At 55.8% G+C, this 26,626-nt stretch carries 19 protein-coding genes, 5 tRNA genes and 3 rRNA genes; 4 read left to right on the top strand and 23 right to left on the bottom strand.

The window, feature by feature from the left end:
- Nucleotides 1–12: 12 nt before the first annotated feature.
- From tuf to AB1748_RS02990, 5 genes are all read right to left on the bottom strand, one after another.
- Complete coding sequence (gene tuf, locus AB1748_RS03010; RefSeq protein ID WP_367395990.1) at nucleotides 13–1,197, bottom strand: elongation factor Tu; 1,185 nt, start codon at nucleotides 1,195–1,197, stop codon at nucleotides 13–15.
- Between the two features lie 108 nt (nucleotides 1,198–1,305).
- Nucleotides 1,306–1,381 (bottom strand) — tRNA-Thr (locus AB1748_RS03005).
- A 5-nt stretch (nucleotides 1,382–1,386) separates the two neighbouring features.
- A tRNA-Gly gene (locus AB1748_RS03000) sits at nucleotides 1,387–1,461 on the bottom strand.
- Nucleotides 1,462–1,651: 190 nt separating this feature from the next.
- Nucleotides 1,652–1,736 (bottom strand) — tRNA-Tyr (locus tag AB1748_RS02995).
- Nucleotides 1,737–1,743: 7 nt separating this feature from the next.
- Nucleotides 1,744–1,819 (bottom strand) — tRNA-Thr (locus tag AB1748_RS02990).
- Nucleotides 1,820–2,563: 744 nt separating this feature from the next.
- On the opposite strand from AB1748_RS02990, the gene coaA reads away from it, so the two are divergent.
- Complete coding sequence (gene coaA / locus AB1748_RS02985) at nucleotides 2,564–3,511, top strand: type I pantothenate kinase (RefSeq protein WP_111142217.1); 948 nt, start codon at nucleotides 2,564–2,566, stop codon at nucleotides 3,509–3,511.
- Nucleotides 3,512–3,553: 42 nt separating this feature from the next.
- On the opposite strand, the gene birA is transcribed toward coaA, so the two are convergent.
- The 10 genes from birA to pepQ form a co-directional block, all read right to left on the bottom strand.
- A complete protein-coding gene (gene birA, locus AB1748_RS02980; RefSeq protein ID WP_367395989.1) occupies nucleotides 3,554–4,513 on the bottom strand; it encodes a bifunctional biotin--[acetyl-CoA-carboxylase] ligase/biotin operon repressor BirA in 960 nt (319 codons plus the stop codon).
- Nucleotides 4,510–5,547, bottom strand: coding sequence for a UDP-N-acetylmuramate dehydrogenase (gene murB / locus AB1748_RS02975; protein ID WP_367395988.1), 1,038 nt, complete (start codon nucleotides 5,545–5,547; stop codon nucleotides 4,510–4,512). Before murB ends, birA begins: the two co-directional genes overlap by 4 nt.
- A gap of 150 nt (nucleotides 5,548–5,697) precedes the next feature.
- Nucleotides 5,698–5,813 (bottom strand): 5S ribosomal RNA (rrf, locus tag AB1748_RS02970).
- A gap of 90 nt (nucleotides 5,814–5,903) precedes the next feature.
- A 23S ribosomal RNA gene (locus tag AB1748_RS02965) occupies nucleotides 5,904–8,808 on the bottom strand.
- A gap of 211 nt (nucleotides 8,809–9,019) precedes the next feature.
- A tRNA-Glu gene (locus AB1748_RS02960) sits at nucleotides 9,020–9,095 on the bottom strand.
- A gap of 86 nt (nucleotides 9,096–9,181) precedes the next feature.
- Nucleotides 9,182–10,721 (bottom strand): 16S ribosomal RNA (locus AB1748_RS02955).
- Together the 16S, 23S and 5S rRNA genes with 1 tRNA gene alongside form the textbook arrangement of a ribosomal RNA operon.
- Before the next feature lie 409 nt (nucleotides 10,722–11,130).
- Nucleotides 11,131–11,664, bottom strand: a complete 534-nt coding sequence (gene hemG, locus AB1748_RS02950; RefSeq protein ID WP_367395987.1) for a menaquinone-dependent protoporphyrinogen IX dehydrogenase — start codon at nucleotides 11,662–11,664, stop codon at nucleotides 11,131–11,133.
- Between the two features lie 17 nt (nucleotides 11,665–11,681).
- Complete coding sequence (trkH, locus tag AB1748_RS02945) at nucleotides 11,682–13,133, bottom strand: Trk system potassium transporter TrkH (RefSeq protein WP_111139735.1); 1,452 nt, start codon at nucleotides 13,131–13,133, stop codon at nucleotides 11,682–11,684.
- Nucleotides 13,134–13,165: 32 nt separating this feature from the next.
- Nucleotides 13,166–13,783, bottom strand: coding sequence for an IMPACT family protein (locus tag AB1748_RS02940; RefSeq protein WP_367395986.1), 618 nt, complete (start codon nucleotides 13,781–13,783; stop codon nucleotides 13,166–13,168).
- 1 nt (nucleotide 13,784) lies between these two features.
- Nucleotides 13,785–15,116 carry a Xaa-Pro dipeptidase gene (pepQ, locus tag AB1748_RS02935; RefSeq protein ID WP_111139737.1) on the bottom strand — a complete coding sequence of 444 codons (1,332 nt, stop codon included), beginning with the start codon at nucleotides 15,114–15,116 and terminating at the stop codon, nucleotides 13,785–13,787.
- 186 nt (nucleotides 15,117–15,302) lie between these two features.
- Between pepQ and fadB the strand changes: the two genes are divergently transcribed.
- A complete protein-coding gene (gene fadB, locus AB1748_RS02930; RefSeq protein ID WP_367395985.1) occupies nucleotides 15,303–17,486 on the top strand; it encodes a fatty acid oxidation complex subunit alpha FadB in 2,184 nt (727 codons plus the stop codon).
- A 10-nt stretch (nucleotides 17,487–17,496) separates the two neighbouring features.
- Nucleotides 17,497–18,660 (top strand): acetyl-CoA C-acyltransferase FadA, encoded by a 1,164-nt coding sequence (fadA, locus tag AB1748_RS02925; protein WP_367395984.1) that lies wholly within the window; start codon nucleotides 17,497–17,499, stop codon nucleotides 18,658–18,660.
- A 79-nt stretch (nucleotides 18,661–18,739) separates the two neighbouring features.
- Here the strand turns inward: fadA and fre are convergent, their stop codons facing one another.
- Both fre and ubiD read right to left on the bottom strand, forming a co-directional pair.
- Complete coding sequence (gene fre / locus AB1748_RS02920) at nucleotides 18,740–19,441, bottom strand: NAD(P)H-flavin reductase (protein ID WP_367395983.1); 702 nt, start codon at nucleotides 19,439–19,441, stop codon at nucleotides 18,740–18,742.
- 41 nt (nucleotides 19,442–19,482) lie between these two features.
- On the bottom strand, nucleotides 19,483–20,967 hold the full coding sequence (gene ubiD / locus AB1748_RS02915) for a 4-hydroxy-3-polyprenylbenzoate decarboxylase (RefSeq protein ID WP_367395982.1): 1,485 nt from the start codon (nucleotides 20,965–20,967) through the stop codon (nucleotides 19,483–19,485).
- Between the two features lie 269 nt (nucleotides 20,968–21,236).
- Here ubiD and rfaH point away from each other — a divergent pair, with 269 nt between their 5' ends.
- Nucleotides 21,237–21,725 carry a transcription/translation regulatory transformer protein RfaH gene (gene rfaH / locus AB1748_RS02910; protein WP_111139742.1) on the top strand — a complete coding sequence of 163 codons (489 nt, stop codon included), beginning with the start codon at nucleotides 21,237–21,239 and terminating at the stop codon, nucleotides 21,723–21,725.
- Here the strand turns inward: rfaH and tatD are convergent.
- From tatD to AB1748_RS02880, 6 genes are all read right to left on the bottom strand, one after another.
- Entirely contained in the window at nucleotides 21,722–22,504 is a 783-nt protein-coding gene (gene tatD / locus AB1748_RS02905; RefSeq protein WP_367395981.1) for a 3'-5' ssDNA/RNA exonuclease TatD, read from the bottom strand. The two genes, rfaH and tatD, sit on opposite strands and share 4 nt — an antisense overlap.
- A 90-nt stretch (nucleotides 22,505–22,594) precedes the next feature.
- The gene (tatC, locus tag AB1748_RS02900) at nucleotides 22,595–23,353 is read right to left on the bottom strand and encodes a Sec-independent protein translocase subunit TatC (RefSeq protein ID WP_111139744.1); all 759 of its coding nucleotides are present in this window, start codon (nucleotides 23,351–23,353) and stop codon (nucleotides 22,595–22,597) included.
- Nucleotides 23,353–24,018, bottom strand: a complete 666-nt coding sequence (gene tatB / locus AB1748_RS02895) for a Sec-independent protein translocase protein TatB (protein ID WP_367395980.1) — start codon at nucleotides 24,016–24,018, stop codon at nucleotides 23,353–23,355. Before tatB ends, tatC begins: the two co-directional genes overlap by 1 nt.
- A gap of 3 nt (nucleotides 24,019–24,021) precedes the next feature.
- Nucleotides 24,022–24,276, bottom strand: coding sequence for a Sec-independent protein translocase subunit TatA (tatA, locus tag AB1748_RS02890; RefSeq protein ID WP_111139746.1), 255 nt, complete (start codon nucleotides 24,274–24,276; stop codon nucleotides 24,022–24,024).
- Nucleotides 24,277–24,385: 109 nt separating this feature from the next.
- On the bottom strand, nucleotides 24,386–26,023 hold the full coding sequence (gene ubiB / locus AB1748_RS02885; protein ID WP_111139747.1) for a ubiquinone biosynthesis regulatory protein kinase UbiB: 1,638 nt from the start codon (nucleotides 26,021–26,023) through the stop codon (nucleotides 24,386–24,388).
- The gene (locus tag AB1748_RS02880) at nucleotides 26,020–26,625 is read right to left on the bottom strand and encodes an SCP2 domain-containing protein (RefSeq protein WP_111139769.1); all 606 of its coding nucleotides are present in this window, start codon (nucleotides 26,623–26,625) and stop codon (nucleotides 26,020–26,022) included. The genes ubiB and AB1748_RS02880 overlap by 4 nt, the downstream gene beginning before the upstream one ends.
- Nucleotide 26,626 lies beyond the last annotated feature (1 nt).

Here is a 26,626-nt window from a genome sequence, read left to right as displayed (position 1 = left end):
CGTTATCGGTAATTATGCGATAACTTTAGCAACAACACCCGCGCCAACGGTACGGCCACCTTCGCGGATTGCGAAGCGCAGACCTTCGTCCATTGCGATTGGGTGGATCAGGGTAACAACCATTTTGATGTTGTCGCCTGGCATAACCATTTCAACGCCTTCTGGCAGCTCTACTGAACCGGTCACGTCAGTGGTACGGAAGTAGAACTGTGGACGATAGCCCTTGAAGAACGGAGTATGGCGGCCACCTTCGTCTTTAGACAGAACGTAAACTTCTGACTCGAACTGGGTGTGTGGCTTGATGGTGCCTGGCTTAGCCAGAACCTGACCACGCTGGATGTCTTCACGCTTGATACCGCGCAGCAGAACACCACAGTTTTCGCCTGCCTGACCCTGGTCCAGCAGCTTACGGAACATCTCAACACCGGTACAGGTTGATTTCGCAGTATCTTTGATACCAACGATTTCAACTTCGTCGCCGACTTTAACGATGCCGCGCTCAACACGACCGGTAACAACGGTACCACGGCCAGAGATTGAGAATACGTCTTCGATTGGCAGCAGGAACGGCATGTCGATCGCACGGACTGGATCCGGGATGTAGTTGTCCAGGTGTTCAGCCAGCTCGATGATTTTTGCTTCCCACGCAGCGTCGCCTTCCAGCGCTTTCAGCGCAGAACCACGAACGATTGGGGTGTCGTCGCCTGGGAAGTCGTACTGTGACAGCAGGTCACGTACTTCCATCTCAACCAGTTCCAGCAGCTCTTCATCATCAACCATGTCACACTTGTTCAGGAACACGATGATGTAAGGAACGCCAACCTGACGACCCAGCAGGATGTGCTCACGGGTCTGTGGCATCGGGCCATCAGTCGCAGCAACAACCAGGATCGCGCCGTCCATCTGCGCAGCACCGGTGATCATGTTTTTCACATAGTCGGCGTGGCCTGGGCAGTCAACGTGAGCGTAGTGACGTGAAGCAGTCTCATACTCAACGTGAGCGGTGTTGATGGTAATACCGCGGGCTTTTTCTTCAGGGGTGCTGTCGATCTGGTCGAATGCACGCGCCTGGCCGCCGTTGGTTTTAGCCAGTACGGTAGTGATAGCTGCAGTCAGGGTGGTTTTACCGTGGTCAACGTGACCGATGGTGCCCACGTTTACGTGCAGTTTGTTACGTTGAAATTGCTCTTTAGCCATCGCTAGTCCCTCTAAGACACGGATATATCAATGATATCATCACATTAACCAGGCAACGCCTGACTGCAAGGAAGTTACAGAGAAAATCAGGAGGGAGATTAAAGGAAGTGGTGCTGATACCCAGAGTCGAACTGGGGACCTCACCCTTACCAAGGGTGCGCTCTACCAACTGAGCCATATCAGCACATCTGGAGCGGGCAGCGGGAATCGAACCCGCATCATCAGCTTGGAAGGCTGAGGTAATAGCCATTATACGATGCCCGCATCCTGGAACTCGGCTACCTGTTCTTTCTGTAGCTTGCAGAAAACAGAGAATGACTCTCTGTTATCTACTGCCTGCCAGCGAAGCTGACCGGCTTTGACTTCGCTAACGCTCAGTCTGAATTCAGGGTGATATATGACTCACCTGACAGATAAACAGGCTGTCTATCTGTACTCAACCGTGAGGCTGAGATGGTGGTGGGAGAAGGATTCGAACCTTCGAAGTCTGTGACGGCAGATTTACAGTCTGCTCCCTTTGGCCGCTCGGGAATCCCACCTACTTGATGGTGCCGGCTACCGGAATCGAACTGGTGACCTACTGATTACAAGTCAGTTGCTCTACCAACTGAGCTAAGCCGGCATCAAGTGGTGCGCATTCTAGGAAGGTCGGGCGTCGGATGCAACTAAAAAATCGCATATTTTTTTCTATCGCTTACTATTTGTGCAAATCGTCGCATTTTCGCGATTTCCTGCAGAATATTTGTGCAATCCGGCCCTGTTTTTCCGGGTTCAGCCGGTTATGGCCAGCGAGGCATTCCGCGCAAAAACGCCCTTTCTGGCAGAGAAATGATCCACCGCTCGCGCTTTTATTTTGCCTGTTTGAACTGAGTGATGCTTTTTTAAACCAATTTGCCTCATTTTTTTATTCACCGTCGCGCTTCAGCAGAAAATGGAGCCGCTTTTTTGATGCCACTGTTACGGGCAGTCTCAGAAAGACAGAGGGTTTTGCCGGGAATGTCGTCCGGCATCGGGTTTTGTCTTCCCCCTGCCCTTCTGTGCCCCCCTCTCCCGCGTTCACGTCCTCAGGAGAGGCCCGAAGTCAGATAAAAGGGAATAACGTCACACTGCCGCTGTGAGGCGCTGCAACGGAATAAACAAGCCCGGACGAGTGAAAACAGCGACTATCGTCACGTTTTGTGGTTATGCCGACGAAAGCGAGATCGCCTCTATCTTTTTACTTCTGTTGAAAGCCATACTGGTGATACCCTCCAGCCCATTGTTCTCACTGATAAACCAGCGATTCGTGATTCAATTCACCTGTGCTGTCCTGCTTATCGGATAACACGCGGTTGATTGCATTGAATTTGCGGTCAGATGCATGCTTATGGATAAAACGACACCCCTGACAACGCCTTATCTGGAGTTCACTCGCGAGCAGTGGGCTGCATTACGTGATTCTGTTCCTATGACACTGTCAGAAGATGAGATCGCGCAGCTGAAAGGTATTAATGAGGATCTCTCACTGGAAGAGGTCGCAGAGATTTATCTGCCGCTTTCGCGTCTGCTTAACTTTTATATCAGTTCGAATGTTCGCCGGCAGGCGGTACTGGAGCAGTTCCTCGGCACGAATGGCCAGAAGATACCCTACATTATCAGCATTGCGGGCAGCGTAGCCGTCGGGAAAAGCACCACGGCGCGTGTATTGCAGGCGTTGCTGAGCCGCTGGCCTGAACACCGTAAGGTGGAATTAATCACCACGGATGGCTTCCTTCATCCTAATGCCGTGCTGAAAGAGCGCGGCCTGATGAAGAAGAAAGGGTTTCCGCAATCCTATGATATGCACCGGCTGGTTAATTTCGTGTCTGACTTAAAGTCGGGTGCCAGCCAGGTCACCGCTCCGGTCTATTCGCATCTGATTTATGATGTCATCCCCGACGGGGATAAAGTGATTCAGCAGCCTGACATTCTTATTCTTGAAGGCCTGAATGTATTACAGAGCGGGATGGATTATCCGCACGATCCCCACCATGTCTTTGTGTCAGACTTTGTCGATTTCTCTATCTATGTGGACGCGGAAGAAGATCTCCTGCAAAGCTGGTATATCAATCGATTCCTGAAATTCCGTCAGGGCGCCTTTACCGATCCCGACTCCTACTTCCATCACTATGCCCGGCTTTCAGAAGCGGAAGCGATCGAAGTTGCAGGAAATTTATGGAAAGAAATTAACTGGCTTAACCTGCAGGAAAATATCCTGCCGACCCGCGAACGGGCCAGCCTGATTATGACCAAAAGCGGTGATCATGCAGTCGACAGGGTTCGTTTGCGTAAATAGCCGCTACCCTAAGAAAGCCTGCAGTAATGCAGGCTCGTTAATTCAGACCGGCCGCAGCGATATTTCACCGCCAACCCAGGATTTGATTTCACCCTCCTGTTCCAGCAGCAGGCCACCCTGACTGTCCACGCCACGCGCAATACCATGCACTTCCCGTTCGCCGATAAGCAGCTTAACCGGCCGGTTGATAAAATTATCCAGCGCGGCCCAGCGGGCGATAAAGGGCGTTAATCCTTCCTGTTCGAAGAGCGGCAGGGCGTCACGCAGACTGTTGATCAGTCGGGCCGCCAGTTCATTACGATTCACGCTGACCCCGGCTTCCTGCAGATTGATCCAGCCCTGATTTATCTGGGATGCATCGGCTGAACGCATCGCCAGATTAATTCCGGCACCCATGACAATCTGTGCAGCATCGCCGGTTTTACCTGTCAATTCAACCAGGATCCCTGCCAGTTTGCGATCTTTCAGGTAGATGTCATTGGGCCACTTAACGCGGACGTCATCGGCACCTAATGAACGCAATGTCTCCGCCATGATAATTCCAATCACCAGGCTCAGCCCCATCGCCGCAGCTGGCCCCTGCTCCAGACGCCAGTACATCGACATATAGAGATTGGCACCAAAGGGAGAAAACCAGTGACGGCCACGACGTCCGCGACCGGCCTGCTGATATTCAGCAATACAGGCAGCACCGGACGCCAGTTCATGCATCCGCTCCAGCAGATACTGATTCGTCGAATCAATGACCGGGATCACCGAGACGTTGCCCTGCTTAACCTGTGAGAGGATCAGCGTCTCATCCAGCAACTGGATCGGTGCAGAGAAGCTGTAGCCCTTTCCTGTTACGGTAAAAACGTCAAGTCCCCAGCTTTTCAGCGTCTGGATATGCTTATTAATGGCGGCCCGGCTCATCCCCAGCGTTTCGCCAAGCTGCTCGCCGGAATGAAACTCACCATCAGATAAAATATCGACCAGCTTCAGCGGGACACTGTGGTCTTTCATGCGATCACTCCGACGGCATTACACTCGCCCTGAGCCTCGATGAAGCGCACTTCAGGCTCCAGCCAGACATCAAACTTTTCACCTACCCGGGCGCGTACGGCTTTAGCCAGCGCCACGATGTCCTCTGAGGTGGCGTTATCGGCGTTAATCAGAACCAGCGCCTGTTGCTGATGAACGGCCGCACCGCCGATGCGATAACCTTTCAGCTGGCACTGGTCGATAAGCCACCCTGCGGCCAGCTTGGTTTCGCCATCCGGCATCTGATAGTGTGGCATCGTCGGAAACTGCGCCAGCAGTGAGCGGCACTGCGCCCCGGAGATGACCGGATTTTTGAAGAAACTGCCGACGTTGCCGGTGACTTTTGGGTCAGGTAACTTGCTCTGGCGCATCTGACACACCGCATGATAGACATCCCAGGCACTGGCAGTCAGCGGATCGAGCGTCTTCAAATCGCCGTAGGTCAGTACCGGCTGCCACTGCTTAGGCAATATGAACCCTACTGCGACGATCACGTAGCCTGACTGATAGCGATGCTTAAAAATACTGTCGCGATAGCCAAACTCACACGCCTTGCAATCGAGACGTTCTGTCTGGCCACTGTGCAGATTCAGAACATCGACATACTCGCAGACATCTTTTAATTCCACTCCGTAAGCGCCGATATTCTGAATGGGTGCAGAGCCCGTCATTCCCGGGATCAGCGCCAGGTTTTCCAGACCAGTGATCCCTTTTTCCAGCGTACTTTTAACCAGCTGGTGCCAGTTCTCACCGGCACCGACATGCAATCGCCAGTGTTTATCGTCATCCTGAATGTGGATGCCCTGAATACGGTTTAGTACGACGGTGCCGGCAAAATCCTCCAGGAAGAGGACATTGCTACCCTCGCCCAGCACCAGGAAGGGTGTCTGATCCTGCTGACTGGCCTGCCAGGCCGCCAGAATGGCCGCTGGCGTCTCAGCGACGATACGTTTTTGTGTATGTACTTCAAGCCCGAGTGTATTGTCGGCTTTTAAGGAAGGATTCTGGCTGGACATTTGACGGCCTTTACTGAGTTATCTGGCCGTAGTTTACCGTATCAGAGAGGGGTTCTCAGGCTGTTTTCGGGGATCAGGCTGAGGTTTTTCACGATCGACGGACGTAAAAAAGCCCCGCACTCGCGTGCGGGGCTTCTTCACTTGTACAATGCCTGGCAGTTCCCTACTCTCGCATGGGGAGGCCCCACACTACCATCGGCGCTACGGCGTTTCACTTCTGAGTTCGGCATGGGGTCAGGTGGGACCACCGCGCTAAAGCCGCCAGGCAGATTCTGTCTTCCGCGCCGCCACAGGGGCCGCGCAGATTATCCGGTTCAGGCTGAAAATCGTCTCTCAAAAAACGCCTCTGGCGTTGTAAGGTTAAGCCTCACGGGTCATTAGTACCGGTTAGCTCAACGCATCGCTGCGCTTACACACCCGGCCTATCAACGTCGTCGTCTTCAACGTCCCTTCAGGACCCTCAAGGGGTCAGGGAGAACTCATCTCGGGGCAAGTTTCGTGCTTAGATGCTTTCAGCACTTATCTTTTCCGCACTTAGCTACCGGGCAGTGCCATTGGCATGACAACCCGAACACCAGTGGTGCGTTCACTCCGGTCCTCTCGTACTAGGAGCAACCCCCCTCAATTCTCCAGCGCCCACGGCAGATAGGGACCGAACTGTCTCACGACGTTCTAAACCCAGCTCGCGTACCACTTTAAACGGCGAACAGCCGTACCCTTGGGACCTACTTCAGCCCCAGGATGTGATGAGCCGACATCGAGGTGCCAAACACCGCCGTCGATATGAACTCTTGGGCGGTATCAGCCTGTTATCCCCGGAGTACCTTTTATCCGTTGAGCGATGGCCCTTCCATTCAGAACCACCGGATCACTATGACCTGCTTTCGCACCTGCTCGAGCCGTCACTCTCGCAGTCAAGCCAGCTTATGCCATTGCACTAACCTCACGATGTCCGACCGTGATTAGCTGACCTTCGTGCTCCTCCGTTACTCTTTAGGAGGAGACCGCCCCAGTCAAACTACCCACCAGACACTGTCCGCACCCCGGATCACGGGGCCACGTTAGAACATCAAACATTAAAGGGTGGTATTTCAAGGATGGCTCCACGCAGACTGGCGTCCGCGCTTCAAAGCCTCCCACCTATCCTACACATCAAGGCTCAATGTTCAGTGTCAAGCTGTAGTAAAGGTTCACGGGGTCTTTCCGTCTTGCCGCGGGTACACTGCATCTTCACAGCGAGTTCAATTTCACTGAGTCTCGGGTGGAGACAGCCTGGCCATCATTACGCCATTCGTGCAGGTCGGAACTTACCCGACAAGGAATTTCGCTACCTTAGGACCGTTATAGTTACGGCCGCCGTTTACCGGGGCTTCGATCAAGAGCTTCTCCTTACGGATAACCCCATCAATTAACCTTCCGGCACCGGGCAGGCGTCACACCGTATACGTCCACTTTCGTGTTTGCACAGTGCTGTGTTTTTAATAAACAGTTGCAGCCAGCTGGTATCTTCGACTGGCTTCAGCTCCGGGAGCAAGTCCCTTCACCTACGCGCCAGCGTGCCTTCTCCCGAAGTTACGGCACCATTTTGCCTAGTTCCTTCACCCGAGTTCTCTCAAGCGCCTTGGTATTCTCTACCTGACCACCTGTGTCGGTTTGGGGTACGATTCTGTGTTACCTGATGCTTAGAGGCTTTTCCTGGAAGCAGGGCATTTATCACTTCAGCACCGTAGTGCCTCGTCGTCACGCCTCAGTGTAAAGTGAACCGGATTTGCCTGGAACACACACCTACACGCTTAAACCGGGACAACCGTCGCCCGGCTGATATAGCCTTCTCCGTCCCCCCTTCGCAGTAACACCGAGTACAGGAATATTAACCTGTTTCCCATCGACTACGCCTTTCGGCCTCGCCTTAGGGGTCGACTCACCCTGCTCCGATTAACGTTGAACAGGAACCCTTGGTCTTCCGGCGAGCGGGCTTTTCACCCGCTTTATCGTTACTTATGTCAGCATTCGCACTTCTGATACCTCCAGCATACCTCACAGCACACCTTCGACGGCTTACAGAACGCTCCCCTACCCAACAGCGCATACGCGCCGCTGCCGCAGCTTCGGTGCATGGTTTAGCCCCGTTACATCTTCCGCGCAGGCCGACTCGACCAGTGAGCTATTACGCTTTCTTTAAATGATGGCTGCTTCTAAGCCAACATCCTGGCTGTCTGTGCCTTCCCACATCGTTTCCCACTTAACCATGACTTTGGGACCTTAGCTGGCGGTCTGGGTTGTTTCCCTCTTCACGACGGACGTTAGCACCCGCCGTGTGTCTCCCGTGATAACATTCTCCGGTATTCGCAGTTTGCATCGGGTTGGTAAGCCGGGATGGCCCCCTAGCCGAAACAGTGCTCTACCCCCGGAGATGAGTTCACGAGGCGCTACCTAAATAGCTTTCGGGGAGAACCAGCTATCTCCCGGTTTGATTGGCCTTTCACCCCCAGCCACAGGTCATCCGCTAATTTTTCAACATTAGTCGGTTCGGTCCTCCAGTTAGTGTTACCCAACCTTCAACCTGCCCATGGCTAGATCACCGGGTTTCGGGTCTATACCCTGCAACTTAACGCCCAGTTAAGACTCGGTTTCCCTGCGGCTCCCCTATACGGTTAACCTTGCTACAGAATATAAGTCGCTGACCCATTATACAAAAGGTACGCAGTCACCCCATAAAGAGGCTCCCACTGCTTGTACGTACACGGTTTCAGGTTCTGTTTCACTCCCCTCGCCGGGGTTCTTTTCGCCTTTCCCTCACGGTACTGGTTCACTATCGGTCAGTCAGGAGTATTTAGCCTTGGAGGATGGTCCCCCCATATTCAGACAGGATACCACGTGTCCCGCCTTACTCATCGAGCTCACAGCCTGTGTGTTTTTGTGTACGGGAGTATCACCCTGTACCCTGCGACTTTCCAGACGCTTCCACTAACACACAAGCTGATTCAGGCTCTGGGCTGCTCCCCGTTCGCTCGCCGCTACTGGGGGAATCTCGGTTGATTTCTTTTCCTCGGGGTACTTAGATGTTTCAGTTCCCCCGGTTCGCCTTGCAGCACTATGTATTCATGCTGCAATGATGCACTGAGTGCACCGGGTTTCCCCATTCGGACATCGACGGCTGTAGCGGTTCATATCACCTTACCGTCGCTTTACGCAGATTAGCACGTCCTTCATCGCCTCTGACTGCCAGGGCATCCACCGTGTACGCTTGGTCGCTTAACCTCACAACCCACAGGCGTTTTTCAACGCTGCAGACTGCAAGCATTTGAGAGACCCGACCGTATCGCGTTGTCATCCCTTATTACGGAGGGATGACGCGCTACGTCGTTTCAATTTTCAGCTTGTTCCGGATTGTTAAAGAGCAATATCTTAAACATGACTCGTAAGTCATCTTTAAGATATGTGGGCAACATCTTTCACCTGTCACCAAGCTTGGCGTCCCCTAGGGGATTCGAACCCCTGTTACCGCCGTGAAAGGGCGGTGTCCTGGGCCTCTAGACGAAGGGGACATTTAAGTCTGTCTTCGCAAGACACTTTGCTCGTTATTTTCTATCAGACAATCTGTGTGAGCACTTCGCCGGAAGGTATCTTAAGGTAAGGAGGTGATCCAACCGCAGGTTCCCCTACGGTTACCTTGTTACGACTTCACCCCAGTCATGAATCACAAAGTGGTAAGCGCCCTCCCGAAGGTTAAGCTACCTACTTCTTTTGCAACCCACTCCCATGGTGTGACGGGCGGTGTGTACAAGGCCCGGGAACGTATTCACCGTGGCATTCTGATCCACGATTACTAGCGATTCCGACTTCACGGAGTCGAGTTGCAGACTCCGATCCGGACTACGACGCACTTTGTGAGGTCCGCTTGCTCTCGCGAGGTCGCTTCTCTTTGTATGCGCCATTGTAGCACGTGTGTAGCCCTACTCGTAAGGGCCATGATGACTTGACGTCATCCCCACCTTCCTCCGGTTTATCACCGGCAGTCTCCTTTGAGTTCCCGACCGAATCGCTGGCAACAAAGGATAAGGGTTGCGCTCGTTGCGGGACTTAACCCAACATTTCACAACACGAGCTGACGACAGCCATGCAGCACCTGTCTCAGCGTTCCCGAAGGCACCAAGGCATCTCTGCCAAGTTCGCTGGATGTCAAGAGTAGGTAAGGTTCTTCGCGTTGCATCGAATTAAACCACATGCTCCACCGCTTGTGCGGGCCCCCGTCAATTCATTTGAGTTTTAACCTTGCGGCCGTACTCCCCAGGCGGTCGACTTAACGCGTTAGCTCCGGAAGCCACTCCTCAAGGGAACAACCTCCAAGTCGACATCGTTTACGGCGTGGACTACCAGGGTATCTAATCCTGTTTGCTCCCCACGCTTTCGCACCTGAGCGTCAGTCTTCGTCCAGGGGGCCGCCTTCGCCACCGGTATTCCTCCAGATCTCTACGCATTTCACCGCTACACCTGGAATTCTACCCCCCTCTACGAGACTCAAGCCTGCCAGTTTCAAATGCAGTTCCCAGGTTAAGCCCGGGGATTTCACATCTGACTTAACAGACCGCCTGCGTGCGCTTTACGCCCAGTAATTCCGATTAACGCTTGCACCCTCCGTATTACCGCGGCTGCTGGCACGGAGTTAGCCGGTGCTTCTTCTGCGGGTAACGTCAATCGGCACGGTTATTAACCGCACCGCCTTCCTCCCCGCTGAAAGTACTTTACAACCCGAAGGCCTTCTTCATACACGCGGCATGGCTGCATCAGGCTTGCGCCCATTGTGCAATATTCCCCACTGCTGCCTCCCGTAGGAGTCTGGACCGTGTCTCAGTTCCAGTGTGGCTGGTCATCCTCTCAGACCAGCTAGGGATCGTCGCCTAGGTGGGCCATTACCCCGCCTACTAGCTAATCCCATCTGGGTTCATCCGATAGTGAGAGGCCCGAAGGTCCCCCTCTTTGGTCTTGCGACGTTATGCGGTATTAGCCACCGTTTCCAGTGGTTATCCCCCTCTATCGGGCAGATCCCCAGACATTACTCACCCGTCCGCCACTCGTCACCCGAGAGCAAGCTCTCTGTGCTACCGTCCGACTTGCATGTGTTAGGCCTGCCGCCAGCGTTCAATCTGAGCCATGATCAAACTCTTCAATTTAAAGTTTGATTTGCTGCAACGAGTGCAGCGATGCTCATCTGTAAAACGTCATAATGAATTTCATTATGTGTTCACTCGTGAGGCTTTGATATTTTTTGCGTCCAAAGACGCTGATATCAATCCTGCGAGTGCCCACACAGATTGTCTGATAAATTGTTAAAGAGCAGTGCGAACAGTGCGTTAGCGTCCTGTCGCGAGGTGGCGTATATTACGCTTTCCTCCTTCAGAGTCAACCTCTTTTTTCAGAAGTTTTCTCCGGCGGCGCAGTCTCCTGTGCCTTCAACGCGTTTCCCGTTGCCGGTATGCCGTGTTGATGGAGGCGCATTATAGGGAGTTCGCGCGGCCTGACAAGCGTTTATTGCAAAAAGATTACCGTTCGAGGTAATTTTCATCAAATCGCGTTATTTCGCTACGATTTGCCTGGTAACTGTGCAAATTCCTGAGCAAAAGCACGGACCTGCGCCCAGTCTGTGTACTCGACTTCTTTCGTTGAATCGGTTTCTCCACCGGTCATCCGCATAATTAATTGAATCATAACCCGATCAAACCAGCGATAACGCGGATAGTAGAGCGCCCCTGCGAACACGGCGCAGCAATCGGGCTGCCACGGTGAAGCCGCCAGAAACTTCCGGGTATAGGCATTCGTCTCGGGAGAACGTTTCTCCGGTTTACGCGCCGTCAGGTTCACCGAGAAGAATCCGCTGGTACGCTGCTGAAGCGCCTGAATATGTTGCTTCACAAATGTGTCGACGACCGGCTGAAAATGACCGTAGCGGATGGAGGCGCCGATCAGCACGCGATCGTAGTCTGCCCATACAGGCTGAGGTGCATCCTGAATGTTCATCAGGTCACAGGGTTGCTGCGGACGGATCGCTTCAGCAAGCGAAGCGGCAATCTTCTGCGTTTGTCCGTCACGGGTCGAATAGAGAATCAGCGCTTTCATATCAGCATCCTTATTAATTATTCACGCCAGAATGTCGGCGTGAACAGCACCAGCAAGGTGAATACCTCGAGGCGTCCGAATAACATAGTCGAGATCAATATCCATTTCGCTACGTCATTCATTGAAGTGAAGTTATCGGCGACCACGCCTAAGCCTGGCCCAAGGTTGTTCAGGGTGGCGGCAACAGCGGCGAAAGCCGAGAAGTCATCTACGCCCGTGGCGATGATCGCCAGCATACTGACCAGGAACACCAGCGCATACGCCGAGAAGAATCCCCACACGGCTTCAAGGATGCGTTCCGGCAGCGCACGATTGCCCAGCTTAATGGTGTAAACCGCATTCGGGTGAACCAGACGTTTAAGCTCACGGTTGCCCTGCTTGCACAGCAGCAGGATGCGGATCACCTTCAGGCCACCGCCGGTAGAGCCGGCACATCCGCCGATAAAGGCAGAGCACAACAGCAGAACCGGCAGGAACAGCGGCCAGCGTGAGATGCTGTCGGTAGTGAACCCCGCCGTCGTGGCCATCGAAACCACCTGGAAAAAGGCCTGGTTCAGCGTTTGCCAGCCATCCGAGTAAACATGATGGAACCAGAGCACCAGCGTGCAGATCAGCACCAGCGTCAGCTGCACGCCAATGAACATGCGGAACTCAGGGTCGCGCCAGTAGACGCGCGGATTGCGTCCGCTGAACATGGCAAAGTGCAGGCCGTAGTTACAGCCGGAGATCAGCAGAAACACCGCCACGATAGTGTTGATGGTGCCACTGTTAAAATAGCCGATGCTGGCATCGTGGGTTGAGAAACCGCCGATAGCGATGGTCGAGAAACTGTGACCGATGGCATCGAACGCTGGCATGCCCGCCAGCCACAACGCCAGCGCACAGGCTACGGTCAGCAGGACGTAGATCAGCCAGAGTGTTTTGGCTGTCTCGGCAATACGTGGCCGCATCTTGTTATCTTTTAATGGCCCCGGCATCTCAGCACGATAGAGCTGCATGCCGCCGACCCCCAGAATTGGCAGGATCGCCACGGCTAACACGATGATCCCCATCCCGCCCAGCCACTGCAGCATCTGCCGATAGAAGAGGATCGCTTTAGGCAGCGAGTCCAGCCCCACCAGCGTCGTGGCACCGGTGGTCGTCAGACCGGAGAAAGATTCAAAGAAGGCGTCCGTCACCGAAAGGTGCGGCTGCTCGGCAAAGATAAAGGGCATCGCTCCCACGCTGCCCAGCACCGTCCAGAACAGCACGACGATCAGAAACCCTTCCCGCGGCTTGAGCTCGGTTTTCTTTTTGCGGTTCGGCCACCACAGCAGCGAGCCAATCACCAGCGCCATCATAAAGGTCTGGCTAAACGCCCGTCCTGCACCATCGCGATAAATCAAGGCGACCAGGCCAGGCAAAATCATCGTCACTGAAAAGAGGATCACCAGCAGACCGACTATGCGGGTAATGGCGCGAAAGTGCATTCAGCCGTTCCTTTAAATAAAAGAGATGAAGATCAGGGTGTGAGCGGGATAAGCGATAACGCTCCCCGACTAAAGTCTGACAGATTTTGTTTGAAACCGTCGATCTGTCCGTAAGGCACGGCCAGCGTCAACGCGATACGATCCTGATAGTCGCTCTCCGTCACCTTCGCGTCGAAACGCTGTACCAGCCGTTCGATATCACTCAGCTGCGGATAGTCACATTGCAGAGTGAAGTATTTCATCGGCACTTTACGCTGCCGGGGCAGCTGCTTAAGGCCCTGCTGGACGCCGCCGCCATACGCTTTCACCAGGCCGCCGGTTCCCAGCATAACGCCGCCGTAATAGCGCACCACCACAGCGGTAATCTCGCCAATACCGGCGCCCATCAGTTGCGCCAGCATCGGTTTTCCCGCCGTGCCCGACGGCTCACCATCATCGGAAAAGCCGAGCTGCTGAGAATCATCCGGCGCGCCCGCCACCCAGGCCCAGCAGTGATGCCGGGCGGCAGGATGCTCGCTTTTCACCTGCTGAACAAAAGCACGCGCCGCCTCTGCTCCCTCGGTGTGCGCCAGCAGCGTAATGAAGCGACTCTTCTTGATCGTCTCTTCACTGCTGCTCACGGGCACAGCGGGAATATCAAAAGCCTCCATATCAGGCCAGATGCAGATCGCGGGTCATGTTCTCAACGCGATGCGCATGGATCACCACGTTATCCTCGATACGAATGCCGCCATAAGGCCGCAGCGCATCGATCGCCTGCCAGTTGAAGTGCTGACTGAAACGTCCTTCGCGCAGCGGTGCCAGTAGCGAGTCAATAATATAGAAGCCCGGCTCGATGGTTAAGACCATGCCCGGCTGCAGCACACGCGTGCAGCGAAGATAAGGATACTGCGCGGGCGCCGCCAGGTGAGTGCCCTGCTCATCCTGCATGAAACCGGCCACATCGTGTACCTGCAGACCCAGAGGATGCCCCAGACCGTGCGGCATAAACGGCCCGGTCAGATCCTCAGCCACCAGCGCCTCTTCACTTATTCCCCGGACCAGCTCGAACTTCAGCAACATCTTCGCAATACGATGGTGCATCTGGAGGTGATAATCGGTGTAACGTACGCCCGGTTTCAGCGTGGCGATCAGGGCCAGCTCTTCAGCATTCATCGCCTCCACCATTCTGGCATAGAGCGAACTGCTCTGCGCAGCATAGCTGCGGGTCAGATCGGCGGCATAGCCCAGATACTCGGCACCGGCATCAATCAGGAAGCTGTGGCGCTTCGCAGGCGGCTGATGGTCCAGTCGGGTGTAGTGCAGCACTGCGGCGTGTTCATTCAGCGCAATGATATTGCCGTAGGGCACATCGGTGTCGCGGTGCCCGGTCGCGGTCAGATAGGCCTGATTGATGTCGAACTCGCTTAAGCCCGCCGAAAAGGCCTCTTTCGCTGCACGATGACCCGCAACCGCCAGCTTCTGCGCCTGGCGCATACAGGCCAGCTCATAATCTGTTTTGATGCTGCGGTGGAAGTGCAGGAAGTCGATAACCGCTTTGGGGTTGATATTGTCTGAGGCGATGCCGAGCTGGGTGGCACGCGCGCTGACCGGCCCGATATAGGCGACGTTATCGCGCTTAGCAGGCAGCAGCTGCCCAATCTCCTCTGCATTTTTCAGACCGACAACGTCAACATCTTTCGTCCAGAAGCTATCCGGCAGCGGCTCCACGTTATGCCAGTAATCCACCGGCGAGTAGAACCAGAGTTTCGGTTTGTTTACGCCGTCGATCCATAACCAGCAGTTGGGAACCTGCGTCACCGGAACCCAGGCTTTAAACTGGGGATTCACCTTAAAGGGATAGGTGTGATCATCCAGAAACACCGTCAACAATTCACCGGAATGGATCAACATGGCATCCAGTTTATTGCGTGCCAGCACCTGCTGCGCCCGTTGTTGCAACGTGGCGATATGCGCGTGATACAAGGTCTTCAGTGAATCCATTGACGTCTCTCCAGTGTCGCGAAATGGCCGCAGTTTAGCATACCCCTTGCACAGATGACGAAGTCGACGCAGCTGTGATCTTGTTAGCAAATAAGCAAAGAGCGGTTTGCAAAAAATTAACATCACTCCCACACTCACGATCATCTGGTATGACCAGATCACCTTTCGCGGTTTCAGGAGACGCACATGCTCTACCAAGGCGCTAACCTTACTCTTCACTGGCTGGACGATGGCATCGCCGAGCTGGTTTTTGACGCTACCGGCTCGGTCAACAAGCTTGATACGCAGACTGTCGCCAGTCTGGGCGAGGCGATCGCCGTGCTGGAACAGCAGCCCGATCTGCGCGGCCTGCTGCTGAGCTCCGCTAAACCCGCCTTTATTGTCGGCGCGGACATCACCGAGTTTCTCTCGCTGTTTGATGCCCCGACCGAAAAGCTGAGCCAGTGGCTGAGCTACGCCAACAGCATCTTCAATCGTCTGGAAGATCTTCCGGTGCCGACCCTGTGTGCCATTGACGGCTATGCGCTGGGCGGTGGCTGTGAATGCGTGCTGGCCACCGATCTGCGTATCGCTACTGAGGACGCCCGCATCGGTCTGCCGGAGACAAAACTCGGCATCATGCCCGGCTTTGGCGGCAGCGTCAGGTTGCCGCGCCTGCTGGGGGCTGACAGCGCACTGGAGATCATCGCCGCCGGCAAAGATGTCGACGGGGCCGCAGCCCTTAAGCTCGGTCTGGTCGATGCGGTGGTTGCCCGCGACAAACTGCGCGAGGCGGGCATCACCATGCTCAAAGCCGCGGCCAGCGATGGCAGCTGGCGGGCGCGCCGTGCGCCAAAACTGGCCCCGTTAAAACTCAGCCCGATCGAGGCGGCCATGAGTTTTACGATTGCCAAAGCCATGGTGATGCAGACTGCCGGTAAGCACTATCCCGCTCCGCTGATGGCAGTCAAAACCATCGAAGCGGCGGCCACGCTGGGCCGCGATGATGCACTGAAGCTTGAAAACGCCGCGTTTGTGCCGCTGGCGCAGTCTGATGAGGCGCGTGCTCTGGTCGGCATCTTTCTCAACGATCAATACGTTAAAGGCCTGGCGAAAAAGCGTGCCGCCGAAAGCGGTGCGCCTGCTCAGGCGGCGGTACTGGGCGCAGGCATCATGGGGGGCGGCATCAGCTACCAGTCTGCGTGGAAAGGCGTGCCGGTCAGAATGAAAGACATTAATCCGCAGGCGTTGACCCTGGGGATGAACGAAGCCAGCAAGTTGCTCAATAAGCTGCTGGCGCGCGGTAAAATCGATGGTAATAAACTCGCCAGCGTGATCGCCACCATCCAGCCCACCCTGAGCTACGCCGGTTTTGAACAGGCCGACGTGGTGGTTGAGGCGGTGGTAGAGAACCCGCAGGTCAAAGCCAGGGTGCTGGCTGAAACCGAACAGCATCTGCGCGAGGATGCGATTCTCGCCTCCAATACTTCGACGATTCCGATCAGCCAGCTGGCTCAGGCGCTGCAGCGCCCGGAAAATTTCTGTGGCATGCACTTCTTTAATCCGGTGCCGCGTATGCCGCTGGTTGAAGTGGTGCGCGGCGAGAAAACCAGTGAAGCGACCCTGAGTAAAGTGGTGGCCTGGGCCAGTAAGATGGGGAAAACCCCGATTGTGGTCAATGACTGCCCCGGCTTCTTCGTTAACCGCGTGCTGTTCCCCTACTTCGCCGCGTTCAGCCTGCTGCTGCGCGACGGCGCCGACTTCCGCCAGATCGATAAGGTGATGGAAAAACAGTTTGGCTGGCCGATGGGCCCCTCCTGGCTGCTGGATGTGGTCGGTATTGATACCGCGCATCACGCGCAAATCGTGATGGCAGAGGGTTTCCCGGATCGTATGAAGCATGACTACCGCGATGCGATCGACCTGCTGTTTGAAGCCGGGCGCTTTGGCCAGAAAAATGGCAAAGGCTTCTGGCGCTGGGAAGATGACAAAAAGGGCAAGCTGAAGAAAGTGCCGGATGCAGAGGTGGATACGCTGCTGCTGCAGGTCTGCCAGCCCGCACGGGTCTTCAGCGATGAAGAGATCCTGAACCGCATGATGCTGCCGATGCTGAATGAGGTCGTGCGCTGCCTGGAAGAGAAGATTATCGCTTCGCCTGCTGAAGCCGATATGGCGCTGGTTTACGGTCTCGGCTTCCCGCCTTTCCGTGGCGGAGCTTTCCGCTACCTCGACACGCTGGGCAACAGTAACGTCGTCGATCAGGCACGGCGCTACAGCGCGCTCGGTGGCCTGTACACCCTGCCCGCGCTCCTGGTCCAGAAAGCCCATCAGCATCAAAGCTGGTATCCCGCTGCCAAACCGATTGACGAAGCTGCGCTGAAAAGCGCCTGAGGGCATAAAAATGGAAAATGTGGTGATTGTTGATGCGGTACGCACCCCGATGGGCCGCTCAAAAGGCGGCGCCTTTCGTCATGTGCGTGCTGAAGATCTCTCTGCGCATCTGATGCGCGAAATCCTGAGCCGCAACCCGGCGGTGGATCCGGCATCGCTGGACGATATCGTCTGGGGCTGCGTTCAGCAGACGCTGGAACAGGGATTTAATATCGCGCGTAATGCCGCGCTGCTGGCCGAAATACCCCATTCGGTGCCCGCTACGACCGTTAACCGCTTATGTGGCTCCTCCATGCAGGCGCTGCACGATGCGGCCCGCGCCATTATGGTCGGTGATGCGCAGTGCTGCCTGATTGGTGGCGTGGAGCATATGGGGCATGTGCCGATGAATCACGGCGTCGATTTTCATCCTGGCCTGGGTCGCACCGTGGCGAAAGCGGCGGGCATGATGGGCTTAACCGCCGAAATGCTGGCGCGTATGCATCACATCAGTCGTGAGCAGCAGGATGCGTTTGCCCTGCGCTCCCATCAGCGAGCCTGGCAGGCGACACAGCGCGGGGACTTTGCAAACGAGATTGTCGCGACCTATGGCCATGACAGCGACGGCATCCTTAAACGCTATACGTTCGATGAGGTGATCCGCGAGGAGACCAGTGCCGAAGGCCTTGCCGCACTGAAACCGGCATTTGATCCGGTCAATGGCACCGTCACGGCCGGCACCTCGTCCGCGCTGTCAGATGGCGCGGCCGCGATGCTGGTGATGAGCGAATCACGCGCCCGGGAATGGGGGCTGACGCCACGCGCCCGCATTCGCAGCATGGCGGTGACAGGCTGCGATCCGTCGATCATGGGCTACGGACCGGTACCGGCAAGCAAGCTGGCACTGAAACGGGCAGGACTGAGCATCAGCGATATTGATATCTTTGAGCTGAACGAAGCTTTTGCCGCGCAGACACTGCCCTGCATCAAAGATCTGGGTTTGCTGGAGATGATGGATGAGAAGGTCAATCTGAACGGCGGCGCGATCGCGCTGGGCCATCCGCTCGGCTGCTCCGGCGCACGTATCAGTACGACGCTGCTGAATATTATGGAACGACGGGATGCCCGCTTTGGTCTGGCCACGATGTGTATCGGGCTGGGTCAGGGGATCGCCACCGTGTTCGAACGTCTGTAATACGTTGAGTCTTACTTTGTCAGATTTACCCGCCGTTACCGGCGGGTTTTTTCTCGCTGCGGCAGGCCGCTACCGGCCATCAGATAAAGGCAAACGCATCGCCATACATCTGTGACTCCACGGCACCACGTTCGGCACAGAAGCGATCGCGGGCAATCTTCGCCATCTCAAAGCGGCCGGCAATGTAGATCTCATGCTCACTCAGCGTGCTGAAGTCCTGCATCACTGCCGTCAGGACCGTACCTGAACGACCCTGCCAGCCCGCTTCCGGCTGCTCGACCACCGGAATCACCTTCAGGTTAGGATGCTTCACCGCCAGCGCGTCCAGCTCTTCCAGATCGTACAGATGCTTAAGCTCACGTCCGCCCCAGTAAATGGCGATATCGCGTTCAGGCTGTTCCGCCAGCGCCGTCAGCAGAATCGAGCGGGCATAGGAGAAACCGGTGCCACCGGCGATCAGAATAAGCGGCTTGCGGCTCTCTTCACGCAGCCAGGCATCGCCGTGCGGGATATCTACCGTGATCTGTCGATCGTTGCGGATCCGATCCATTACGGCCATGGCGTAGAGATTGAGATCGGAGGCACCGATGTGCAGCTCAATGATCTCTTTTTCCATCGGCGTGGAGGCCAGTGAGAAGGGACGCTTGTCACGCTCATCCATCACTACCATCAGATACTGCCCCGCGCGAAAGGTGAATTCCGCTTCCGGGACCAGGCGAACGCGATAGACCGTGTCGGTAATCGCCTCAACCGAAGTTACTTTACAGCTTAACGTTGTCATGCGTTCCCTCTGTCGGGTCGTCTTTATGGTTGTGCTCGCCATCAACGCTGTGGCGGCTGATCAAAAATACCTAGCTCATCCCAGATAGCATCAATGCGCGCGGTCACCGCAGGATCCTTGACGATGGGTGTGCCCCATTCGCGCTGCGTTTCACCCGGCCACTTATTGGTTGCATCCATTCCCATCTTCGACCCCAGTCCGGAGACGGGTGAAGCGAAATCGAGATAATCGATCGGGGTATTTTCCACTAATACCGTATCGCGGGCCGGATCCATTCGCGTCGTAATCGCCCAGATCACATCGTTCCAGTCACGCGCATTAACATCATCGTCACACACAATAACAAATTTGGTGTACATGAACTGCCGTAAAAATGACCAGACGCCAAACATGACACGTTTGGCGTGTCCGGCGTACTGCTTTTTAATGGTGACGACGGCCAGCCGGTATGAGCATCCTTCCGGCGGCAGATAGAAGTCCACGATCTCCGGGAACTGCTTCACCAGAATCGGCACCAGCACTTCATTCAGCGCCACACCCAGCACCGCAGGCTCATCCGGCGGCCGGCCGGTGTAGGTGGAGTGATAGATAGCCTGATGACGCTGAGTAATATGCGTGACGGTAAAGACCGGGAAGCTATCCACTTCATTGTAGTAGCCAGTGTGGTCGCCGTAAGGGCCTTCAGGGGCCATATCCCCCGCTTCGATATACCCTTCGAGCACAATCTCCGCGCTGGCGGGCACTTCGAGGTTGTTCGACAGACACTTCACCACTTCGGTTTTGTTACCGCGCAGCAGACCGGCAAAGGCATATTCCGACAGGGTATCCGGTACCGGCGTCACGGCACCAAGGATAGTGGCGGGATCAGCACCCAGCGCCACAGACACCGGAAAACGCTCGCCCGGATGCGCTTTTGTCCACTCCAGATAATCCAGCGCGCCGCCACGGTGCGACAGCCAGCGCATAATCAGCCGGTTTTTGCCTATCACCTGCTGGCGATAGATGCCGAGATTCTGCCGCTCTTTGTGCGGTCCGCGCGTCACGGTCAGACCCCAGGTAATCAGCGGAGCCGCATCGCCCGGCCAGCACCGCATCACCGGGATACGCGTCAGATCGACCTCATCGCCGCTGAACACCACCTCCTGACAGGGGGCATTACGCAGCCGTTTGGTCGGCATATTCAGCACCTGCTTAAACTGCGGCATCTTGTCGAACAGATCGCGGAAACCTCTTGGCGGTTCCGGCTCTTTCAGAAAGGCCAGCAGCTTACCCACTTCGCGCAGGGCGCTGACATCCTCCTGGCCCATGCCCATGGCCACGCGCTTTGGCGTGCCAAACAGGTTGCACAGCACCGGCATGTCATACCCTTTCGGGTTTTCAAACAGCAGAGCGGGGCCACCGGCACGCAGGGTGCGGTCAGCAATTTCAGTCATCTCCAGTTCGGGATCGATCGACTGGGTAATGCGCTTTAGCTCACCACGCTGTTCGAGCAGCGCGAGAAAGTCTCTTAAATCGTGATATTTCATGCGGCTTTAACTTTCCGGCCAGAGTGAATCGGCCATTATAGGTCTGATTAGGCGGATATGCTGAGGTTTATACGACAGCCGCCGTGATGGTTATCGAGTCTGATACAGAGCGGTAGCAGACGTCAATTTTCCGTCGCGGTTTCTGCCATGATCCGGCAGGTTAAGAAAAGTCTCAGTTTATTTTCACCAGGGGACGCTTTACGCTGCCCCTGCGCTATAACTCTGGCAGCAGGTTTGCTATTCTTAGCGTCCATTCGATGGGAGCAGTTATGGAATCCTGGTACTTACTCTATTGCAAACGTGGACAGCTATTACGCGCGAAGGAGCATCTGGAGCGGCAGGAAGTGCATTGCCTGAGTCCGATGATCGCTCTGGAAAAGATCGTGCGCGGTAAACGCACCACCGTGAGTGAGCCTCTGTTTCCTAATTACCTGTTTATCGAGTTCGATCCCGAAGCGATTCACACGACGACGATCAGCAGCACGCGCGGCGTCAGCCACTTTGTGCGCTTCGGCACCACGCCTGCCACGGTGCCGACGGCCGTGATCGAAGCGCTGGAAACCGACGTCCCGCAAATCCTGCTCGACCCGGAAACCCCTCAAAGCGGCGATGAAGTGGTGATCACAGAAGGTACGTTTGAGGGGCTGCGCGCCATCTTTGCTGAACCGGATGGTGAAACGCGCTCAATTCTGCTGCTCAATCTGCTGAACAAGCAGGTGATGCGCAGCGTCGATAACAAGCAGTTCCGTAAAGTTTAAGCCAGTCTGAACAGCGTCCGCGCATTCTGATCGACACGGACCGCCAGCGCCTCAGCACTCTCGCCACGCCAGGTTGCTACCTGATTCACAATATGCGGTAAAAAGCAGGGCTCGTTGCGGCGCGAGGTCGGACGCGGACGCATATCGCGCGGCAGCAGATAGGGCGCATCCGTCTCCAGCAGCAGACGGTCGGCCGGGATCAGCGGCAGCAGCTCACGCAGTTCCAGCCCCCGTCGTTCGTCGCATACCCAGCCCGTAATCCCTACCGATAAGCCCATCGCCAGACAGGCTTCCAGCTCATCGCGCGTGCCGGTAAAGCAGTGGATCACCGCGCCAGGCAGTTTTGGCAGCCAGGGGGCCAGGACTGCGGCAAAACGCGCATGGGCTTCGCGGCAGTGCAGAAACACCGGCATATTGAGTTCGGCCGCCAGCGCCAGCTGCGCGTCAAACGCATACTCCTGCTGCTCATGCGCGGAGAGGTTGCGGTTGAAATCGAGTCCGCACTCACCGATAGCCACTACTTCCGGTTTTTCCGCCAGACGACGCAGGGTATTGGCGATTTCCGCAGACCACTCGCTGGCGTGATGCGGGTGAACGCCCGCGGTGGACCAGCAGAAACCCGGTTGATCTTCAGCCAGCCGCTGCGCCTGCTGGCTCTCCAGCGCGTTGGTGCCGGTAATCAGCATCCCGGTGACGCCCGCATCACGCGCGCGTTTAACCACCTTTTGCCGATCGGCGGCGAATTGCGTGCTGGTCAGGTTTACACCGATATCAAACATAATTTTTCCCACAGTTTATAAAACAAAAAACCGCCCATCAGGGCGGTTTGCAGCGATCGCTTCCCGCCAGGGCGGGTAAGAGTGTCAGCGTCAGGAGTCGGTGTTCTCTTCCTCATCCTGCAAGCGGCGGCCTTTACCCACGTAGTAACGGGAAAAGAATACGCCGACTTCAAACAGGCAGTACATCGGAATAGCGAGCAAAGTTTGGGAAAAAACGTCCGGCGGTGTGAGCAACATCCCAACCACAAACGCGCCCACCAGAATATAGGGACGTTTCTTTTTCAAATCTTCCGGGCTGGTAATGCCGGTCCAGCAGAGCAGCACGATCGCCACCGGCACCTCAAACGCCACACCAAAGGCCATAAACAGCGTCATGACAAAATCGAGATACTTGGCGATATCTGTCGCGACGGTGACGCCAATCGGCGCGGTCTTGGTGAAGAAGCCAAATGCCAGCGGGAAGACCACGAAATAGGCAAAGGCCACACCGAAGTAGAACAGAAAGGTGCTGGAAAACAGCAGCGGCATCACCAGCCGGCGTTCATGCCGGTATAGCGCCGGGGCGACAAAGGCCCAGACCTGATAGAGGATCACCGGCACCGCAAGAAACACCGACACAATGATGGTCAGCTTAATCGGGGTGAAAAAAGGCGAAGCCACATCGGTCGCAATCATGCTGGAGCCGACCGGCATCTGGCTGATTAACGGGGCCGCAATCAGCTGATAGATGTCGTTGGCGAAGAAAACCAGCACCAGAAAAATGGCTAATACGGCGATGATGCAGTTCAGTAATCGCTTACGCAGCTCAATCAGATGACTGATGAGCGGTTGGGTATCTTCAACGGCCATTATCGTTCATCACCTGCAGAAGAGGAGGGTGCGGCAGGACGCCCGGCATCAGCCGTTCTGACCACATCGCCAGCGGGCGCCTGCGCGGGTGCGCTGGCTGCACCGGAAGGGGCAGCAGAGCCGTGCGCAGCCGGATCGGAGGACGCCGCAGCCGGTGCCTGCGCGGGTGCGCTGGCTGCACCGGAAGGGGCAGCAGAGCCGTGCACAGCCGGATCGGCGGACACCGCAGCGGGTGCCTGCGCGGGTGCGCTGGCCTGCTGTTCTGCCGTCGCCGGAGTTGCCGCAGGCTCAGCGGCCGGCGGTGGCGTGGCGTTGTGCCGGGCAGAATGGATGGTGTTAGCCTCGTCTTCCTCTTTTTCAATGTCGATGCTCTGACTGACCGAGCGCTTCATTGAATCCGCGGTTTTACGCAGCTCTTCCATCGACTCTTTCAGCTCAGGGGAGAGAGTGCCGCGGCTCGCCTCTTCCACCTTTTTCAGGCTGTCCTGCAGCTCCTGCAGCTTCAGCTCCTGCGCCAGTTCATGTTGTACATTGGCTGCCAGCGAACGAATCGCCCGGATCCAGCCGACCACGGTTTTCACCGCAACCGGTAAACGTTGCGGGCCGAGAACAATCAGCCCGATAACGAACACCAAAACCAGTTCACTAAAACCAATATCGAACACGGTTTACACCTGCTTGTCGTTCTTGGCTTCTTCTTTGTTAGCCGACGTGGGCTGTTTGTCCGCCAGCGTTTTCGCCGCGAAGTCAGCGTCCTGATCTTTCGGTTGATCCTTTTTGTCATCTTCATCGCTCATGGCTTTTTTGAAACCACGAATCGACGAACCTAAATCTGACCCCAGATTACGTAACTTGTTGGTACCGAACAGAAGTACAACAATCACGGCAATGATTAACAATTGCCAGATACTGATACCGCCCATGAGATAGCCTCTGATGTTCTATGAAAATGATGAGGTAATGCACCACAGCGAGCCCTTCTTAGCCGGGCCTGAACCAGCGACATTACCTTTTTTTAGCCAGACGTGACAATCAGTTTGTCTTACGCCAGCCGATAACCCAGGAGACGATTCCCGCCGCCATCAGCACCGCCGGAAAGAAGTCCCAGTCCGGCCTGGCGAGCAGAACCGCTGTTCCGCTTAACAGCAGTGTGGCTCCGACACCAAACAGGTAACGCGCCTGATGATGACGGACGCGCTGCACATTCAGATCGCCCACTAATTTATCGACGCTGTGGCGCAGAAGTTTGTGCTGACGCATGCTGTCGTAAAAGAGTTCGGGCAGCTCGGGTAACTTTTCAGCCCAGAATGGCGCTTTCTCTTTAACCGCCCGCACCAGCGCGGAGAGTCCCACCTGATCCTTGATCCACTCCTCCAGGAATGGCTTCGCCGTCTTCCACAGGTCAAGCTGGGGATAGAGCTGACGGCCAATGCCTTCCACGTAGAGCAGCGTTTTCTGCAGCAGCACCAGCTGCGGCTGCACTTCCATATTAAAGCGACGGGCCGTGTTAAACAGGTTCAGCAGCACATGCCCGAAGGAGATTTCAGCCAGCGGCTTTTCAAAAATCGGTTCACAGACGGTGCGAATCGCAAATTCGAAATCTTCCACGTTGGTATCAGGCGGCACCCAGCCGGAATCCACATGCAGCTCCGCTACCTTGCGATAGTCGCGGTTGAAGAAGGCGATAAAGTTTTCCGCCAGATAGCGCTTATCTTCCTTGTTCAGCGACCCCACAATCCCGCAGTCGATACCGATATATTGCGGGTCTTCAGGATGTTCATAGCTGACAAAAATGTTGCCCGGATGCATGTCGGCATGGAAGAAACTGTCGCGGAAAACCTGGGTGAAGAAGACCTGCACGCCACGTTCCGCCAGCAGCTTCATGTTGACGCCATGTCGCTCCAGCGTCGCCACATCAGAAATCGGGATCCCGTAGATGCGCTCCATGACCATCATGGTTTCGCTGCAGTAGTCGGAATAGACTTCCGGCACATAGAGCATGCGGCTGTCTTCGAAGTTCCGGCGCAGCTGAATCGCGTTGGCGGCTTCACGCAGCAGGTTCAGCTCATCCAGCAGGGTTTTCTCATAGTCGCGCACCACCTCGACCGGACGCAGACGACGGCCATCCGGCAGCAGACGCGGCACCCAGCGAGCCAGACGATAGATCAGCTTCATGTCCGCTTTGATCACCGGCAGAATGTCTGGGCGGATCACTTTGATCACCACGGCCTTACCGTTCGATTTGAGCGTGGCGGTGTGCACCTGCGCGATAGAGGCTGACGCCAGCGGTTTGATGTCAAAATCGTCAAACCAGGTTTCAATCGGCGCGCCCATAGAGGCTTCAATCTGTGCTTTGGCTTTGACGCCATCAAAGGGCGCGACACGGTCCTGCAGGATGGCAAGCTGATCGGCGATCAGCGGCGGGAAGAGATCCCGGCGGGTTGACAGCATCTGGCCAAACTTGATCCAGACCGGACCCAGTTGCTCCATTGCCATGCGCATACGGGCACCGACCGGTTCATGCTGATGCAGGTTAGGGATCCAGAAAACAGAGCGACGCCACAGGCGGAACAGGAAAGTAAGGCGTGTCTGAGGGATCAGTTCATCAAGGCCATAGGTCAGAAACACCTTCATGATCAGATATAAGCGGCGGATCTCTCCAAAACTCATTTTGCCTCCAGCTGCGCCAGACGCGCATCAAGCGCCTCAAGCGAACGTTCCATCGCATCGACCTCCTCAGAAAACCAGGCTAACTCCAGCGAGCCAGGCGCAACACGCCACTCTTCCGTGATGGCCTGTCCGAGATAATCCTGGCGACGCTGCACTTCACCTCTGAAAAAGCGCAAAGCCTGTTGTGAGCGCTGACTGATGCCCTGCGCAGCGATATCGCCGACCCAGGGCGCCAGATATTCTGCCGGATCCAGCTCCGCCAGATCCATCAGCGCAGAGAACTGCTGCACGACCTGCAGGTCGCCGTCGACCTGCAGCTCACCGCTGCGGATCAGCGGCGTCAGCTGCTGGCGATCGCGCAGCTTCGGCAGGGTTTTTAGCGACGTGATCACCGTGCAGTCGCTGCGATCCTGCCAGTCAGCCAGCACATCGAGCTGCTGTTCACTGAACACCAGCACCAGCGGATGAGAGAACTCTTTCAGGCGCAGCGTCAGTACTCTGCCATTCAGGCGTTGCCGCGCTGATTTCAGGCCGCGATCGCGATAAAGAATACGGTTCAGCGCCGTTTCCAGGCCTGCGGTAATCAAGGGCGTCAGGTTCATG

It is taken from the genome of Pantoea sp. Ep11b, from assembly GCF_040783975.1.
Taxonomy (GTDB): Bacteria; Pseudomonadota; Gammaproteobacteria; order Enterobacterales; family Enterobacteriaceae; genus Pantoea.
Note: the sequence above shows the minus strand (reverse complement) of the source record. Positions and strands in the feature narration are given on the sequence as shown.